The organism is Cupriavidus sp. 30B13 (assembly GCF_049059565.2).
Classification (GTDB): Bacteria; Pseudomonadota; Gammaproteobacteria; order Burkholderiales; family Burkholderiaceae; genus Cupriavidus.
This window is the reverse complement of sequence record NZ_CP188223.1, coordinates 3,622,476-3,638,279: the sequence shown is the minus strand read 5'-3', so window position 1 is coordinate 3,638,279 and position 15,804 is coordinate 3,622,476. Positions and strand designations below refer to the sequence as shown.

General features: G+C 68.8%; 15 protein-coding genes and 1 pseudogene. 3 read left to right on the top strand and 13 right to left on the bottom strand.

What is annotated here, in order from left to right; all coding sequences use genetic code 11:
* Window positions 1–130: 130 nt before the first annotated feature.
* The 3 genes and pseudogenes from ACKI2N_RS16690 to ACKI2N_RS16680 all read right to left on the bottom strand — a co-directional run bounded on the left by ACKI2N_RS16690 (window position 131) and on the right by ACKI2N_RS16680 (window position 2,071).
* A complete protein-coding gene (locus ACKI2N_RS16690) occupies window positions 131–1,123 on the bottom strand; it encodes a Bug family tripartite tricarboxylate transporter substrate binding protein (protein WP_420996435.1) in 993 nt (330 codons plus the stop codon).
* A 180-nt stretch (window positions 1,124–1,303) separates the two neighbouring features.
* A pseudogene (locus tag ACKI2N_RS16685) lies at window positions 1,304–1,537 on the bottom strand (MFS transporter); the annotation flags it as partial.
* A gap of 51 nt (window positions 1,538–1,588) precedes the next feature.
* A complete protein-coding gene (locus ACKI2N_RS16680) occupies window positions 1,589–2,071 on the bottom strand; it encodes a DUF2147 domain-containing protein (RefSeq protein WP_420996434.1) in 483 nt (160 codons plus the stop codon).
* Window positions 2,072–3,020: 949 nt separating this feature from the next.
* Between ACKI2N_RS16680 and ACKI2N_RS16675 the strand changes: the two genes are divergently transcribed.
* Together ACKI2N_RS16675 and ACKI2N_RS16670 are read left to right on the top strand one after the other, a co-directional pair.
* Window positions 3,021–3,527 (top strand): hypothetical protein, encoded by a 507-nt coding sequence (locus ACKI2N_RS16675; protein WP_420996433.1) that lies wholly within the window; start codon window positions 3,021–3,023, stop codon window positions 3,525–3,527.
* A gap of 454 nt (window positions 3,528–3,981) precedes the next feature.
* Window positions 3,982–4,539, top strand: a complete 558-nt coding sequence (locus ACKI2N_RS16670; protein ID WP_420996432.1) for a histone H1-like DNA-binding protein — start codon at window positions 3,982–3,984, stop codon at window positions 4,537–4,539.
* A 334-nt stretch (window positions 4,540–4,873) separates the two neighbouring features.
* Here the strand turns inward: ACKI2N_RS16670 and ACKI2N_RS16665 are convergent, their stop codons facing one another.
* From ACKI2N_RS16665 to ACKI2N_RS16620, 10 genes are all read right to left on the bottom strand, one after another.
* Window positions 4,874–5,341, bottom strand: coding sequence for a hypothetical protein (locus ACKI2N_RS16665; RefSeq protein WP_420996431.1), 468 nt, complete (start codon window positions 5,339–5,341; stop codon window positions 4,874–4,876).
* 20 nt (window positions 5,342–5,361) lie between these two features.
* Entirely contained in the window at window positions 5,362–6,309 is a 948-nt protein-coding gene (locus ACKI2N_RS16660) for a carbohydrate kinase family protein (protein ID WP_420996430.1), read from the bottom strand.
* A 140-nt stretch (window positions 6,310–6,449) separates the two neighbouring features.
* Window positions 6,450–6,950 carry a thiol peroxidase gene (tpx, locus tag ACKI2N_RS16655; RefSeq protein ID WP_420996429.1) on the bottom strand — a complete coding sequence of 167 codons (501 nt, stop codon included), beginning with the start codon at window positions 6,948–6,950 and terminating at the stop codon, window positions 6,450–6,452.
* A gap of 97 nt (window positions 6,951–7,047) precedes the next feature.
* Window positions 7,048–8,883 (bottom strand): DUF3426 domain-containing protein, encoded by a 1,836-nt coding sequence (locus ACKI2N_RS16650; protein ID WP_420996428.1) that lies wholly within the window; start codon window positions 8,881–8,883, stop codon window positions 7,048–7,050.
* Between the two features lie 8 nt (window positions 8,884–8,891).
* On the bottom strand, window positions 8,892–9,806 hold the full coding sequence (gene prmA, locus ACKI2N_RS16645) for a 50S ribosomal protein L11 methyltransferase (protein WP_420996427.1): 915 nt from the start codon (window positions 9,804–9,806) through the stop codon (window positions 8,892–8,894).
* A 203-nt stretch (window positions 9,807–10,009) separates the two neighbouring features.
* Entirely contained in the window at window positions 10,010–11,377 is a 1,368-nt protein-coding gene (gene accC / locus ACKI2N_RS16640) for an acetyl-CoA carboxylase biotin carboxylase subunit (protein ID WP_420996426.1), read from the bottom strand.
* Window positions 11,378–11,560: 183 nt separating this feature from the next.
* Complete coding sequence (gene accB / locus ACKI2N_RS16635) at window positions 11,561–12,016, bottom strand: acetyl-CoA carboxylase biotin carboxyl carrier protein (RefSeq protein WP_420996425.1); 456 nt, start codon at window positions 12,014–12,016, stop codon at window positions 11,561–11,563.
* A gap of 163 nt (window positions 12,017–12,179) precedes the next feature.
* A complete protein-coding gene (gene aroQ / locus ACKI2N_RS16630; RefSeq protein WP_020204292.1) occupies window positions 12,180–12,674 on the bottom strand; it encodes a type II 3-dehydroquinate dehydratase in 495 nt (164 codons plus the stop codon).
* Between the two features lie 217 nt (window positions 12,675–12,891).
* Window positions 12,892–13,437: a TlpA family protein disulfide reductase gene (locus tag ACKI2N_RS16625; RefSeq protein ID WP_420996424.1), complete on the bottom strand. Its 546-nt coding sequence runs from the start codon at window positions 13,435–13,437 to the stop codon at window positions 12,892–12,894.
* 84 nt (window positions 13,438–13,521) lie between these two features.
* Window positions 13,522–14,226, bottom strand: a complete 705-nt coding sequence (locus tag ACKI2N_RS16620) for a UDP-N-acetylmuramate--alanine ligase (protein WP_420996423.1) — start codon at window positions 14,224–14,226, stop codon at window positions 13,522–13,524.
* Between the two features lie 174 nt (window positions 14,227–14,400).
* Here ACKI2N_RS16620 and mpl point away from each other — a divergent pair, with 174 nt between their 5' ends.
* Window positions 14,401–15,798 (top strand): UDP-N-acetylmuramate:L-alanyl-gamma-D-glutamyl-meso-diaminopimelate ligase, encoded by a 1,398-nt coding sequence (gene mpl, locus ACKI2N_RS16615; RefSeq protein WP_420996422.1) that lies wholly within the window; start codon window positions 14,401–14,403, stop codon window positions 15,796–15,798.
* The last annotated feature ends 6 nt before the right edge of the window (window positions 15,799–15,804 follow it).

The following is a 15,804-nucleotide window of genomic DNA, read 5'->3' as shown; positions in this document are numbered from 1 at the left end:
GTTACAAGGGCTCACATTTAGCCTAAAAAGCGTCTTTTGAGACGCAATTCGAAAATAAAAAAAGGCCTGCGTGTAACAGGCCCGGTACAGACAATTGCCGCCGCCACGCGCGGGCGGCTGAAAGAATTTCTTATTCCGCCGTCATATTGGCGGCCTTGGCGATCCGGCCCAGCCGCTCGCGCTCGGCCTTGATGAAGGCCACGAAGCTTTCCTGCGAGCCGCCGGCCGGTTCGATGCCGTTGGGGATCAGGCGGTCGCGCGTTTCCTGCGTCTGCATCGCCACGCTCATCTCGGCGTTCATCTTCTTCAGGATGGCGGGGTCGGTGCCCTTGGGCGCGAAGATGCCGGCCCAGTGGCCGATGCGCACTTCCGGCATGCCCTGCTCGGCGGTGGTCGGGATGTTGGGCGCCGCGCTCATGCGCTTGTCCCAGGTCGCGCCGAGCGCCTTGAGCTTGCCGGCCTTGATGTTGGGCAGCACCACCACGCTCGCCTCCGAGGTGGCCGCGACCTGGCCGCCGATCACGGCGGTGATGCTCTCCGAGCCGCTCTTGTACGGCACCACCGTCAGCACCGCGCCTTTCTCCTTGAGCATCTCCTCGACGAAGTGCGGCGTGCTGCCGCTGCCGGCGGTGGCGAAGTTGGCGCCGGCCGCGCCCTGCTTCTTCGAGTACTCCACCAGCTCCTTCAGGTTGTTCACCGGCAGCGAAGGCGAGGCCACGATCACCGACGGGCTCACCGCGACCAGCGACACGGGAATCAGGTCGTCCTGCGCGTAAGGCATCTTGGTGCGGATCAGGCCGTTGGTGACGGTGCCCACCGCGCCCACCAGGAAGGTGTAGCCGTCCGGCTTGGCCTTGGCCACATAGTCCGCGCCCACCACGCCGCCGGCGCCGGGACGGTTCTCGATCACCACGGCCTGGCCGAGCCGCTTGCCGACGGCGTCGGCCGCGGCGCGCGCCACCAGGTCGTTGGCGCCGCCCGCGGTAAACGGCACCACGAACTTGATGACGTGCGTGGGCCACGCGTCGGCGGCGTGCGCGGGCGTGGCGAGGCCGGTGGCGAACGTGGTGCAGAGGGTGGGAAGGGCAAAGGCCAGCGCGCGGCTGGTGGCGGAAATACGCATGGTTGTCTCCAGTAGCAGGTTTGCCACGTCTGCCGTGATCGGCATGGGCTGTTCTGGTTACCGCGCGCCGTGGACGGCAAGTCCCGGCCGGTATTGCGGCTTCCGGCGATGATAAACAGCAAAGCTGTCAATTTGCTGAACCGGTTCCCGAGGGCTAACCCTCATTCCGCCGGCGCGCTGCGCCGCCTTGCGTTCCACGCGGTCCGCGTAGGCGCTGGGAACGGCGCCAAGAACGACGCCGCCGACCGGGCGCGTGAAGAACCCCGCTCCGGGCGGGCCACTGCCGGCAGCAGGGACGACAGGTCGTCGCCGGTCGCGCAAGAAGCGCTTCGCGATGGCAACGGCGAGGAAGCTGGAGACGGTGAAATCGACTCGCCCGGGACCGTTGCCGGCGACGGTGGAGGCGATGGCGCGGGCGGAGGTGTCTGCGGTGCCCGTGCCGCACGGGCACCGCGGGAGGCGGGGCTAGCGCTCGCGTTCCCAGGTCTGGGTGCGGCCCAGCAGGCTGATGCCGATGAAGCCGCGCACGTTGAGCTTGTTGCCGTCGTCGGTCAGCGACATCTTGGTCTTGTAGACCTTGCCGTTCTCGGGGTCGAGGATCTCGCCGCCGCTCCATTCGTTGTCGCCGGTCTTGCGCACGCCGGAGATGATGGTCAGGCCGATGAGGGGCTGGTCGCGGCGCGCGTCGGTGCACTTGTCGCACACCTTGGACCTGCCCTCCGGGTCGACGAAGCTCTTGACCAGCTTGCCGCTGTAGACGCCGTTGCTCTCGGTGATCTCCACCAGGCCGCGCGGCTTGCCGGTGTTGTCGTCGATGGTCTTCCACGCGCCGACCGGCGAGGACTGGGCCAGCGCCGCGGCGCTGGCCAGCAGCGCGCCGGCCAGCACGGCGACGCGGGCCGCCGTGCTGGCGGCGCGCGCGGCGCGGTGGGTGACAGTAAAGTGCATCGGGTTCTCCTCTCTTCAGGTTGGTGCGCGCGACGGCGCGGCGCGCTCACGCCAATCTACTGGCGAAGCACGCCAGCCGCAATGCGATGGCGGTGTTTGCGTACGCACCAGGCGAATGCCCGCTGCTGCCCGGAAACCCGCACCGCTGCTGGCAATGGCGAAATTCTGTCATGCAGCAAACCAGCCCCTTTGCGGGTCTCCGAAGCAATCCTCTAGGCGTTCGTTTCAAGTGCGGGCCGGGCATCTCGCCGGCACGGCCACCGCGGTCCGCGCGGGCGATCCGCCGGCATGCCCAGGTTCGCCGGACGCCTGGCCGGCATCGCCAACGCGTGCGCCGGCCGCGGCGAACGACGCTGCCGCATCGCTGGCTCGCGCCGCGGGACCGCGCCAAAAAAAATCGCGTCGGCGCGAGAGCGAAGTCGGACGGTCACCGACATGCATGCGGATGGATGACGGCGCGATGGTCCGCTGTGCATCGATGCGCCGGCGCGCGTGTCGAGAGACGGCGTTCGCGCATCGCAGGGGCGCGTCGGCGAGGCGCCGACAGCGAACCTGACGCGAACAAGATGCGAGCCGGATGCGAGCCGGGCGCGCATGACGATGCGCGTAGCCGATTCGCTGCGCTCGCATCGCGCCGACGATGCGCAAACCGTTGCGTCGACGCATCACTGTTCGCGCTGCGCGTGCGCGCGTGCGCGGCGTCTCGGAAGAGGTCGTGCAGGAGCTTCGCCGACACGCGTTCGGGAGACGCCGCGCGCCGTGTCGCGGCACCGTGCGCCGGGCGCGGCAGCGGCATCGCGCGATGCGCACTCGCCCTCGACAAGTCTTGCGCGCGGCGTTGGCGCGCACCGCTTGCTGCATCCCGGAAAGCCTTTATCCGTGCGGCTTTCCGGGATGACGGGAGAACCGGTGAAGACGCCGCGCAAGCGCGCTCCCGGCAAGCGCGGCGATGCGCGCGCGGAAAAATCCGAAGCATCGTGGCGATGATTTCGCGCGCGCGCCGCGCGGCCTTTTTTGTCGCGCCGACATGCTCGCGCGAGGTGGTTTTCATCTGCGATGGAACGCGTCGAGAGCGCGCCGCGCGCATGCGAAGTCGGGGCAGGCGATGCGCAACGATGAAGACGACGAAGTTGTCATGCGCGCGCGCAAGTTTTTTTGCACTTTTTTCTTAACATCGCCGAACAAACGAATTATGATTCGCCTTGACAAGAGTCTCACTTCATTGCATGGCTGTGGTCGTCGAAGTTGGCAAGCTCAGGACAGCAAGCTCAAGACGGCGAGCTCGAAGTGCCGGCAAGCTCGAAGCAAGTGCGAAGCACGAGCGAGGCAGGACGAAGAGCAAGGCAGGACGGAAGCAGGATCGCCGCAGCAGGATCCAACGGCGATGTCGGACGCGATGCAGGACAACACGCCGACGACAGGCGGACGACGAGCGCCACCAGCTTCGATGCAATGAGACAGGTAGCTCAGGAGCACTAGAACTTTGACGCAGACCAAGCCGTACTGGTTTTCTAAAACGCGTGCAGTCTCCTTTGGCCCAGTAGCGGGATGGGCGAACTACCCCCAGACGAATGCCGACCGCGGTGCGCGTGGCCTAGCCCGCATCGTGGCAGTGCCGGCCGATATCTCTTCTTTTCATGCTGCGCGCCGATCCGGCGGATGGCGCGGGCAGATCGAATATTCCAGGGCGCGGCAAGCGTCAGAAGCCCGGCTGCGGGCTCCGCTTGACCACATTCGCACCGCGCGCCGCGGTGCCCCTGCCACCGAATTCATTAGCGTGCGGACGCAGTGTTGCCGTGCGCCGATGAATCGCTCGCTCGATTGGGGTCGCAGCGCTGTATCGCGCCTCGGGTCGGTCGGGTCGCCAACTTAGGTCATTCGATATTCACTCTCTAGTGAAGGAGTTATCCATGGCAACGACTGCAAAGAAGAAACCGGCGGCCAAGAAGGCCGCCAAGCCTGCTGCCAAGAAGGCAGCAGCCCCGGCCAAGAAGGCCGCCGTGAAGAAGGTCGCCGCCAAGAAGGTCGTGGCGAAGAAGGCTGCACCGGCTGCCAAGAAGGCTGCGCCGGCGAAGAAGGCTGCTGCCAAGAAGGTCGTAGCGAAGAAGGCAGCGCCGGCCAAGAAGGCTGCACCGGCGAAGAAGGCCGCCGCCAAGAAGGTCGTAGCGAAGAAGGCCGCACCGGCCAAGAAGGCTGCTGCCAAGAAGGTCGTGGCGAAGAAGGCCGCACCGGCCAAGAAGGTTGCTGCCAAGAAGGCTGCGCCGGCCAAGAAGGCTGCCGCCAAGAAGGCCGCACCGGCCAAGAAGGCTGCTGCTGCCAAGAAGGCCCCGGCCAAGAAGGCTGCCGCCAAGAAGGCTGCGCCTGCTGCCAAGCCTGCCGCTGCGCCTGCTGCCGCTCCCGCGACCACTTCGAAGACCGTGCTGAACCCGGCCGCCGCGTGGCCGTTCCCGACGGGCACCCGTCCGTAAGCTGTGCCGCCGACGGATTCCCGAGGGAATCCCCAAGGCACGCAGCGCGTGCCGCACCGACCGGATACGCCGTATCCGGTCTGCAAGACGCCAGTCTTGCCAACCCGCCGATGGCGCAAGCCCGGCGGGTTTTTTCATGGCCGCGCGCAGCGGCATGGAGCGGCGTGGAGCGGCGTGGGGCGGTTCTGGGGCAAATAAAAAAGGCGCCGCTCCGTGTGGGGAGCCGGCGCCTCGGCGAGCGGCCTGGCGGGCCTGCAGACGTCGCCGCAGGCGGATCTCCAAGCCGCGGCGGCAACGCCGCGCAACGGCATCGGGATCGTCCTAGGGCAATTTCCTAGTGGGTCACGCGGGTGGTGCCGCCCGAGGACAGCAGGCGCACGCGCTCGCCGGGCCGGAACGCTTCGTCGGCGTCCTGCACGATGGCGCGCATCTCGCCGTTGTCGAGCCTGACGGTGATCTCCAGGCCACGGCGCTGGTTGATCTTGTTTTCCGCCGCGCTGCCGGCGATGCCGCCGAGCACGGCACCCAGCACGCCGGCCGCGATCGAGCCGCCGCCGCTGCCGATGGTGCTGCCCGCGGCGATGCCGCCGATGGCGCCGCCGGCGATGGTGCCGGCGCCGGTCTGGTCGCCCTGGATCAGCACTTCACGCACGCTCTCCACCACGCCGTAGCGCAGGGTCTGCTCCCGCTGCGCCTGGCCGGGCGTGTAGATGCTGGCGGAGTTCGATTGCGAGGCGCAGCCCGCCACGAACGTGGCGGCGGCGGCGAGCGCGAGGGCGCTGGTGCGAATCAGGGTGTGCATGAGATCGATCCCGGAAAAAGTTACTCGTAGCGATAGCCGAACGCCGACTGGAAGCGCTGGCCGATTTCGTCGCGCGACGGTTTGTGGTTCTGCGGACCTTGGTGCGCGATCTTGATGGAGCCCATCAGGCTGGCGAGGCGCCCGGTGGTTTCCCAGTCGAGGCCTTGCTCGATGCCGTACAGCAGCCCGCCGCGGAAGGCATCGCCGCAGCCGGTCGGATCGACCACGCGATCCGCCTGCACGGCCGGAATATTGTACTGCCGCTGGTCGGCCAGGACGCTCGCGCCCTTCTCGCCGTGGGTCACGATGAAGGCGCGCACCTGCGCGGCGACCTGCTCGCTGGTCCAGCCGGTACGCGAGAGCAGTACCTGGGCTTCGTAGTCATTGACCGTGACGTAGCTGGCGAGTTCAACGAACTGGCGCAGGTCGTCGCCGTTGAACAGCGGCATGGCCTGGCCCAGGTCGAAGATGAACGGCACGCCGGCGTCGGCGAACTGGCGCGCGTGGTGCAGCATGCCCTCGCGGCTGTCCGGCGCGACGATGCCCAGCGCCGGCGGGTTGGCGCCCTTGAGCGCGTCCTGCACGTGCGAGAGCTGCGACTGGTTCATCGCGCCCGGGTGGAAGGCGGTGATCTGGTTGTTGTCCAGGTCGGTGGTGATCATTGCCTGCGCGGTGAAGGTGTCGGGCAGGGTGCGGATGTGCTCGGTGCTGATGCCGAGCCCGCGCAGGTATTGCAGGTAGGGCCCGGCGTCCACGCCCACGGTGGCCATGACCACCGGATCGCCGCCCAGCAGCTTGAGCGTGTAGGCGATGTTGCCGGCGCAGCCGCCGTACTCGCGGCGCATGCCCGGCACCAGGAAGGACACGTTCAGCATGTGGATCTGGTCGGGCAGGATGTGTTCGCGGAAGCGTCCCTCGAACGTCATGATGGTGTCGTAGGCGACGGAGCCACAGATCAGGCTGGACATGCTCTCTCCAAATGCGGGTAATCGGGAATCGGGTAAACGGATGATGGCGGGCGAATGCCGCCGGCACGCGCGGGTGCCGGCGGCCGCCGAAAAAAAGGCCACCCATGATACCGGGTGGCCGCGACTGCCGGGTGGCGCGCTTACTTCAGCGCGGCCAGGGCGGCGTCGTAGTCGGGCTCGTTCTTGATCTCGGGCACCAGCTGGCTGTACTTGACGGTGTCGTTCTCGTCCAGCACCACCACCGCGCGCGCGGTCGCGCCGGCCAGCGGGCCGGTCTTGATGTCCACGCCGTAGCTCTCCTTGAAGCCGGCGCCGCGCATCAGCGACAGCGGCACCACGTTGGCCAGGCCTTCGGCGGTGCAGAAGCGGCCCATCGCGAACGGCAGGTCGGCCGAGATGGTCAGCACCACGGTGTTGGCCAGGCTGCTGGCGGCTTCGTTGAACTTGCGCGCCGAGGCCTGGCAGACCGGGGTGTCCAGGCTCGGGACGATGTTGAGCACCTTGCGCTTGCCGGCGAAGTCGGCCAGCGCGACATCCTTCAGGTCCTTGCCGACCAGCGAGAATGCGGGGGCCTTGTCGCCGGCTTGCGGAAACTTGCCGCCGACTTCGATGGCGTTGCCGCCGAGGGTGACGTTGCTCATATGTGCTCCTGTGTGAAATGTAGGGCCCGCATGGCGAGCATGCGGGCCGGGGGCGCGCAGCGGGGGCGCCCGGGCGGGCGCCGAACCCGTGTGGAATTCAGGGATAGAAGATCAGCACGCGGTAGTTGGCCGCCGCCTGCTGCGTCCGGAATCGTACCCGAACCGGCAGTTCCGTGCCGGCGCGCAGGCCCAGCGTGGCGAATGCCTTCTGCGCGGGCTCGAGATAGTCCGCCGGCTGCAGCACCTTGCGCAGCAGGAGCTGGTCCTGCAGGTCGGTCATGACCAGCTCGATGGCGGGCAGCGCCACGGTGGCGCGGCTCTGGTTGCGCATGGTGACGGCCAGCAGGTAGGCGTCGGATTCCTCGTCCTGCTTCTGCAACTGCGAGCTTTCGATGCGCAGCGCGTCGATGTCGCGCCACGGCGCCACTTCGCAGCCGAGCGGCGCGCACAGGGCCTCGAAGGCCGGGCGCAGCAGGGGGAACTGGCCTGAGAGCTGGCTGCGCGCCAGGAAGGTGACCTGCGCCAGCGCCGCCACCGCCAGCGCGGCGATCGCCAGCTTCTGCAGGCGCCGCTTGCGCCGGGCGGGGCCGGGATCGCGCGCGCGCGCGTGGCGCAGGAAGTCCGGCGCGAATACCGGCGCGTCGGGCGTGCCCTGGCCGGCCCACTGGCGCCCCGCCTGCTCGCGCGCGACGGCGGCGGGGATCTCGGGGAAGTCGTCCTGGGCCTCGGCGCGCAGGTAGCCGCTCGCGCTGGGGACGGCGGCGGGTTCGGCGGGCGCGGCATGGCTTGCGGGCCCGCTTTCCCGCGCGGCCGGTGCCGGGGCGTCGGCCGCATGTTCTTCCGCATGTTCTTCGATACCGGCCGTGTGCGTGGCATCGTCGATGCCGGCTTGCGGCCGCGGCGGTGGCGGCAGTGGCGTCGCGGCATGCGCGGCCGTCGGCTCGGCCTGTGCCTCATGAGCATTGTCCGCGGGCGCGGCAGCGGCTTCTTCGGGTGCCGCGCGGACCGCGGGCGCGAACGGCGGCAGGTCGTCGGACAGCGTCCTCGGGTCCAGCGTGGGCCACGATGTGGCCGCGGACGCCGGAGCCGCCTCGGCGGTGGCATCTGCTGCTGTCGCGGCGGGCTCTGTCGTCTCGATTGCCGCGGCCGCTTCCGGCTCCCGGGGTGGTTCCGCCACGGACCCGGCGTCCGTTTCCGCCGCGCTCCCGGTCTGCGCCGGCGCGACGCCGTCTTCGCGGGCTGCCGCCGTTTCCGGCTCCTGCTCGATCACACCGGGGACGAAGACCGCGGACGGTTCGTCGTCTTCCACGCCCGCGACCGTGCCGCCTGCCTCCCGCTCCTGCTGCCGGGCGGCCTCGGCGGCCTGCACGGCCTGGTCGGCCTCGGCCTGCGTCTGGTACAGCATGATGGTGGGCGCGTCGAGCGCCGGCACGTCGTAGCCGGGGTCGAAGGGCGGGGCGAAGGCTGGCGCGGGCGGCGCGTCGCCGTGTCCGGCGCCGGCTTGCGCCGGCTGCGTGGCGGCGGCGTCCGCCGCGGCATGCGTCGCCGGATGCGCCTCGGCGTGCGCGCGCTTGCGCGGGGCGCGCGGCGCACGGGCATGCGCGGCTTCGTGGGTCTCTTCGCGGGTCTCTTCGTGGGCGCCGTCCTGGACGGCGTCATGGGTGTCGTCGAAGGTCTTTTCGTGCGGGGTGCGCGCAGCGCGGTGGTGTGGCCTGGCGGGCGTGGTGTGCGCCGACGTCTCCTGCGTGGCCTGCGGCTCGGCGGCGGGCGCCGCCTCGGGCGCGGGCAGCTCGATCAGGTGCTCGCGCGCGTCGAAGACCGTGTCGCACTGGCCGCAGCGCACCAGCCCCTGGCGCAGGCGCAACTGGTCGGCTACCAGCCGGAAGGCAGTGCGGCAGGCCGGGCAACGCGTGACGAGCTTGGCTGCGGCCATCGGCGGGCTCAGTGCGGGACGCCGGCGCCTTCGCCGCGGGTGCCGTGCAGGCACACCCAGCCTTCCTCGCTGCGCCATACCGACATGGCGAGCCAGGGCGCATAGGCGGCGGCGACGTCGTCGGCCTGCCGTTCCAGCACGCCGGACAGCACCAGGCGGCCGCCCGGGCGCACGCGCGCGCTCAGCATGGCAGCCATCACCTTGAGCGGGTTGGACAGGATATTGGCCACGACCAGGTCGTAGCTGGCCTCGGATACGCTCTGCGGCAGCGCGAACGCGGCTTCGACACGGTTGCGCTGCGCGTTGTGGCGCGAGGCTTCCACCGCGTTGGGGTCGATGTCGATGCCCAGCGTGTCGCCCGCGCCGAGCTTCTTCGCCACGATGGCGAGGATGCCGGAGCCGCAGCCGTAGTCGAGCACCGACTCGCCGGGCCCGAGGTTCTGTTCCAGCCACTGCATGCACAGCCGCGTGGTGGGATGGCTGCCGGTGCCGAAGGCCAGGCCCGGGTCGAGCTCCAGCACCACGGCGTCGGGCTCGGGCGCCTCGTGCCAGGACGGCACCACCCAGATGCGCTCGCCGATGCGGATCGGCGCGAACTGGGATTGCGTCAGGCGCACCCAGTCCTGGTCCTCGACCGGGCGCAGCACGTAGGCCGGCACTGCGGCGGCGCCGAGCGCGTTGGCGGCGGCGGCCACCGCCAGCGCGGGGTCGGTGGCGTCGTCGAACAGTGCCACCACGCGCGAGCGGTTCCAGGCCAGGCGCGTCGGCTCCAGCCCGGGCTCGCCGAACAGCGGCTGCTCGTCGGGCGTGTCGGCATCGGCGTCTTCCACCGAGACCGACAGCGCGCCGAGGTCGAACAGCGCGTCGGACCAGGCTTCGGCCTGGTCTTGTGCGATTTCAATCACACATTCCTGAAATGCCACTGGCGATCCTTGTCGATCCGTTGTTGTTAGTCCACTGCGTCATTCCAAAGCACCCCCGTTCGACTGCGCCTCAAGGCCGCATGCGTCGTTGCAAATGCTCGCAATAGCGAGCTATTGCTGCGCTTTGCGCCTAGCCTGCGGCCTCGATGCACAGCCGACCCGGGGCGTTTTCTCTGACGCAGTGGACCAGGCCGCGCCGGGCTTCAGATCTTGCCGCCCTTGGCCACGGTCTTCTGGGCCAGGCGATGCTCGAGATAGTGGATGCTGGTGCCGCCTTCGACGAAGTTGGCATCGAGCATCAGCTCGCGGTGCAGCGGTACGTTGGTCTGGATGCCGTCCACCACCATTTCCGACAGCGCGATCCGCATGCGGGCGATGGCCTGCTCGCGGGTGGCGCCGTAGGTGATGATCTTGCCGATCATCGAATCATAGTTGGGCGGCACGAAGTAGCCATCATACGCGTGCGAGTCCACCCGCACGCCGGGGCCGCCCGGCATGTGCCAGGCGGTGATGCGGCCCGGCGACGGGATGAACTTGAACGGATCCTCGGCGTTGATGCGGCATTCGATGGCATGGCCGCGCAGCTGGATGTCCTTCTGGCGCCAGCGCAGCTTCTCGCCGAAGGCGATGCGGATCTGCTCCTGCACGATGTCGATGCCGGTGATCATCTCGGTGACCGGGTGCTCGACCTGCACGCGCGTGTTCATCTCGATGAAGTAGAACTCGCCGTTCTCGTACAGGAACTCGAAGGTGCCGGCGCCGCGGTAGCCCATCTTCTTGCAGGCCTCGGCGCAGCGGTCGCCGATGCGCTCGATCAGGCGGCGCGGAATGTGCGGTGCCGGCGCTTCCTCGATGACCTTCTGGTGGCGGCGCTGCATGGAGCAGTCGCGCTCGCCCAGCCAGACCGCCTGGCGGTGCTGGTCGGCCAGGATCTGGATCTCGACGTGGCGGGGGTTCTCCAGGAATTTCTCCATGTAGACCTCCGGGTTGCCGAAGGCGCGGCCGGCTTCTTCGCGCGTCATGTTGACCGCGTTGACCAGGGCCGCCTCGGTGTGGACCACGCGCATGCCGCGGCCGCCGCCGCCGCCGGCGGCCTTGATGATGACCGGATAGCCGACGTTGCGGGCAATCTGCAGGATTTCCTTGGGATCTTCCGGCAGCGCGCCTTCCGAGCCCGGCACGCACGGCACGCCGGCCTTGATCATGGCCTGCTTGGCCGAGACCTTGTCGCCCATCAGGCGGATGCTCTCGGGGCTCGGGCCGATGAAGACGAAGCCCGATTTTTCCACGCGCTCGGCGAAGTCGGCGTTTTCCGACAGGAAGCCGTAGCCCGGATGGATGGCTTGCGCGTCGGTCACCTCGGCGGCCGAGATGATGGCCGGCATGTTGAGGTAGGACAGCGGCGAGGGCGCCGGGCCGATACAGACGGCTTCGTCGGCCAGCTTGACGTATTTGGCTTCCTTGTCGGCTTCCGAATAGACCACGACGGTCTTGATGCCGAGCTCGCGGCAGGCGCGCTGGATGCGAAGGGCGATTTCACCGCGGTTCGCGATCAGAATTTTTTCAAACATAGTCACTCTCTGCGAGGAGAAGGGCAGTCCCGCCGCGGTGGCTCGTGGCGCTCCCCGGCGGCGCGGCCGGAGTGCGGGCGGAGGAACTGGCAGCCGGACGGGGAACGTCCGGTCCGCCGGCGCCGGCGCGGCCGTCCGGATCTTCCGGCGCGGGCTGCGGGCGGCGCGGCATGCCGATCAGTATCAGCCGATGATGAAGAGCGGCTGGCCGTATTCGACCGCCTGGCCGTTCTCGACCAGGATTTCCTTGATCACGCCGGCCTTGTCGGACTCGATTTCGTTGAGCAGCTTCATCGCTTCGATGATGCAGACCGTCTGGCCTTCCTTGACGGTGTCGCCCACGTTGACGAAGGCGGCGGCGCCCGGCGACGGCGCGCGGTAGAAGGTGCCGACCATCGGCGAGGTCACGACATGGCCGGCAGGCAGTTGCGGCGCAGCGGGTTCGGCGCTGGCGGCCGGGGCGGCGGGAGCGGCCGCGGGCGGCAGCGCCTGCACCGGCTGCATGGCCACCGGCGCGGCGATCACCTGGGGCGGCGCCTTGACGATGCGTACCTTGCCTTCGCCTTCGGTGACTTCCAGCTCGGAGATGCCGGACTCGGCCACCAGGTCGATCAGCGTCTTCAGCTTGCGCAGGTCCATCTTCTATCCTCCTGAATCGGGTTGTCCGGCGCGCTGCGCTGTGGCGGCTGCGTCCGGGTAAATTGCATGCGTCCGGCGTATTGCCTCCGTCCGCCGCGAGCAGCGGGCAAGGCAGGCGCCAGGGGCGCGGTCATCGTCCATGAAATCGAAATCAGCGGGCGGGTCAGGCCGCGGGGGGCGCCGGTTCAGGCGCCTGCCCGAGGACATAGTCCAGCGCCAGCAGGTAGCCTTGCCAGCCAAGTCCGCAGATCACTCCCACCGCGATATCGGAGAAGAAGGAGTGATGACGGAAGTTCTCGCGGCGATGCACGTTCGACAAGTGGACTTCGACGAACGGAATCGCCACCCCGGCCAGCGCGTCGCGCAAGGCTACGCTGGTATGCGTGTAGGCGGCCGGGTTGATGATGATGAAGTCGACCCCCTCGTCGCGCGCCGCATGGATGCGGTCCACCAGCGCGCCTTCGTGGTTGGACTGGAACGTCGCCAGGGCAAGGCCGGTTTCGCGCGCACGCTGCGCCAGGGCCAGGTCGATATCGACGAGCTTCGTATGCCCGTAGGTTTGCGGCTCGCGCGTGCCCAGCAGATTGAGGTTAGGCCCGTGCAGGACCAGCACCTTGCGGTAGCGGGCAGAGCGGCTTTCTGGCGGCGTATCGATCACGGCGGCTCGACCATTTCAACGAAATTGCGCGGAGATTACCGTAGCTTAGAGTGATTTGTCTAGCAGCGCAGACATAGGCAAGCCCGGATTTTCCGGCCGCCGGCGGCATTTTCGCGCCGGGGCAGGCGTTTTTCACCACATGGAGCGTAATTCGTAAAAATTGCGGGACAATCGAACAAGGTTAGTTGAAATTCACCGCAAATCAAGGATCTTGGGGTTATCCGCGCGGTAGCGCCGAGCGCAGTTCGCTAGGGGAAACCCTACCCATCTTCCGGTAGGTGACGGTGCCGTCCGGCGCGATCACCACCGTATAAGGCAGCCCTCCGGCCGCGTTGCCGAAGTTGCGCGACAGTTCGGTGCCGGCGAAACCGGCCACCGCCAGCGGATACGCCACCGGCACTTTCTTGATGAACTGCTGGATATTGCTGGCCGAATCGATGCCGATGCCGACAAATTCCACCTTGCGGCCCGCATACTCCTGGTACAGCGCGGTCAGGTCGGGCATTTCCTCCACGCAAGGGCCGCACCACGGCGCCCAGAAGTTCACCACCACCGTCTTGCCGCGGAAATCGGCCAGCCTGAGCTTGCCGCCCTGCGGGTCGGGCAGTTCGGTGCTCAGGAAGGTCTCCACGGCGGCATCGGAGGCCGGCTTGGGCGAGAACACATAGTGGCCGGCAAGCGCGCCGGCCACGGCGGCGGCGATGGCGACGAGCCAGATCCAGAGGCGGCTGCGGCGGGCGGGTTGGCTGGTGGTGGCGGTCATGGCAGTGGGTGGGGTCGGATGCGGGAGCGAGGCGCGCGGCGGCACCGTGGCGGCCTTTGTCTTTATCTTGTCTCTGTTTATACGTCAGGCCGCGGCCGGCGTGCCGGGCACATCGGGTGCGGCCAGCGCCACCAGCGCCTGCACCGCGGCCAGGTCGGCCCGCGCCACGCGGCCGCCGGCATCGGCGCGCACCGCGCCGCGTTCGTCGTCCGCATCATACAGCGCGATATGGATGCCGACCGGCTGGCCGAGCTCGGCGCGGACCTCGCCGGCCAGCAGGCGCGCTTCGCGCTGCGCCGGCCACTGGCCTTTCCACAGGAAGCTCAGCGTCTCGACGTCGCCGCGGCCGGCGAAATGCCGCGATTCGCTGGTGTCGAAGTCGACTCCCGCATTCAGCAGGTGCAGGGTCAGGTCCTTGGGGCTGTCGCAAAAGCACTGCAGATAGATATCCGAATGCTCGGTCGCGGTGCCGTTGAGCACGGCGCCCGCCAGGTAAGGCCGGAAGCCCGCCAGGTCCCGCATGGCCAGCAGCGCCAGCCGGCGCAGCAGGGCCAGGATGCGGGGCTGGCTGTCGGAATGGAACAGCGCCTGGTAGGCGCGCACCTCCGCTTCCACGGTCTCGTTGTCGGGCAGCCACTCGCCGGCCACGCGCACGTCGCCCAGCAGCTGGCGCGCGGCCTTGCGCTTGGCGCTGGCGTAATCGGCGCCGTCTTCCGCGATCATGCGGGCGGCGGCCTGGGCGATTTCCTCGCGCAGGCGGATGGGGTCGAGGGTCGGACGGCGTGACATGGGGGGATGATACCGGAGGGAGGAGGCTGGACTTTTAGAGTTTATGCGGCGCGGCGGGTTCGCGCGCGCCGGCGAGATACCGGCAATTGCCGCCAGACCCCTCGGGTACAATCCCCTTCCATCCCGTAGCAACAGGGGCCCGGCCCGCCAGAGCCGCCCCGCGACCCGAATTCCATGCATATTCACATCCTCGGCATCTGCGGTACGTTCATGGGCGGCCTGGCCGTGCTGGCCAAGCAGGCCGGCCACCGCGTGACCGGCTGCGACGCCAACGTCTATCCCCCCATGAGCACCCAGCTCGAGGCGCAGGGCATCGAGCTGATCGAGGGCTTCGACCCGGCCCAGCTGGCGCTCGGGCCGGACCTGTTCGTGATCGGCAACGTGGTGTCGCGCGGCAATCCGCTGATGGAGGCCATCCTCAACCGCAACCTGCCCTACACCTCGGGCCCGCAGTGGCTGGGCGAGCATGTGCTGCGCGGCAAGTGGACGCTGGCGGTGGCCGGCACGCACGGCAAGACCACCACCACCTCCATGCTGGCCTGGATCCTGGAGGACGCCGGCTACCAGCCGGGCTTCCTGGTGGGTGGCGTGCCGCAGAACTTCGGCGTGTCGGCGCGGGTGACGGAATCGGACTTCTTCGTCATCGAGGCCGACGAGTACGACACCGCCTTCTTCGACAAGCGCAGCAAGTTCGTCCACTACCGCCCGCGCACGGCCATCCTGAACAACCTCGAATACGATCACGCCGACATCTTCCCGGATCTTGCCGCGATCGAAACCCAGTTCCACCACCTGGTGCGCACCGTGCCCGAGCAGGGCCGGCTGATCGTCAACGGCATGGAAGAAAGCCTGGCGCGCGTGCTCGAGCGCGGCTGCTGGAGCGAGACCGAGCAGTTCGGCCTGGGCGAGTGGCGCGCGGGGGAGCCGGCCGGGGCCGAGCCGGACGGGGCCCGCGCGCAGCGGGACCGCTTCGACGTCTGGTTCGGCGACGCCGTGCAAGGCCGCGTCGACTGGACCCTGCAGGGCACCCACAATCGCATGAACGCGCTGGCCGCGATCGCCGCGGCGCGCCACGTGGGCGTGCCGCCGGCGCAGGCCATCGATTCGCTGGCGCGCTTCGCCAACGTGAAGCGCCGCATGGAGGTGCGCGGGGTGGCGGGCGGCATCACCGTCTATGACGATTTCGCCCACCACCCGACCGCCATCCAGACCACGCTCGAAGGCCTGCGCCGGCGCGTCGGCGCGGCGCGCATCCTGGCCGTGCTGGAGCCGCGCTCCAACACCATGAAGCTGGGCGTGATGAAGGCGCAGCTGCCGGCCAGCCTGGAGGCGGCCGACCTGGTGTTCGGCTACGGCGCGGCCAGCGGCAAGGACGCGCTCGGCTGGGACCTGGCCGAATCGCTGGCGCCGCTGGGCGAGCGCGCCGCCGCCTTCAGCGATCTCGCCGCGCTGGTGCGGGCGGTGCGCGCCGCGGCGCGCCCGGGCGACCACGTGCTGGTGATGAGCAACGGCGGCTTCGGCGGCGTGCACCAGAAGCTGCTGGATGCCTTCGCCGCCGGCGCGGCGGCCTGAGCGGGG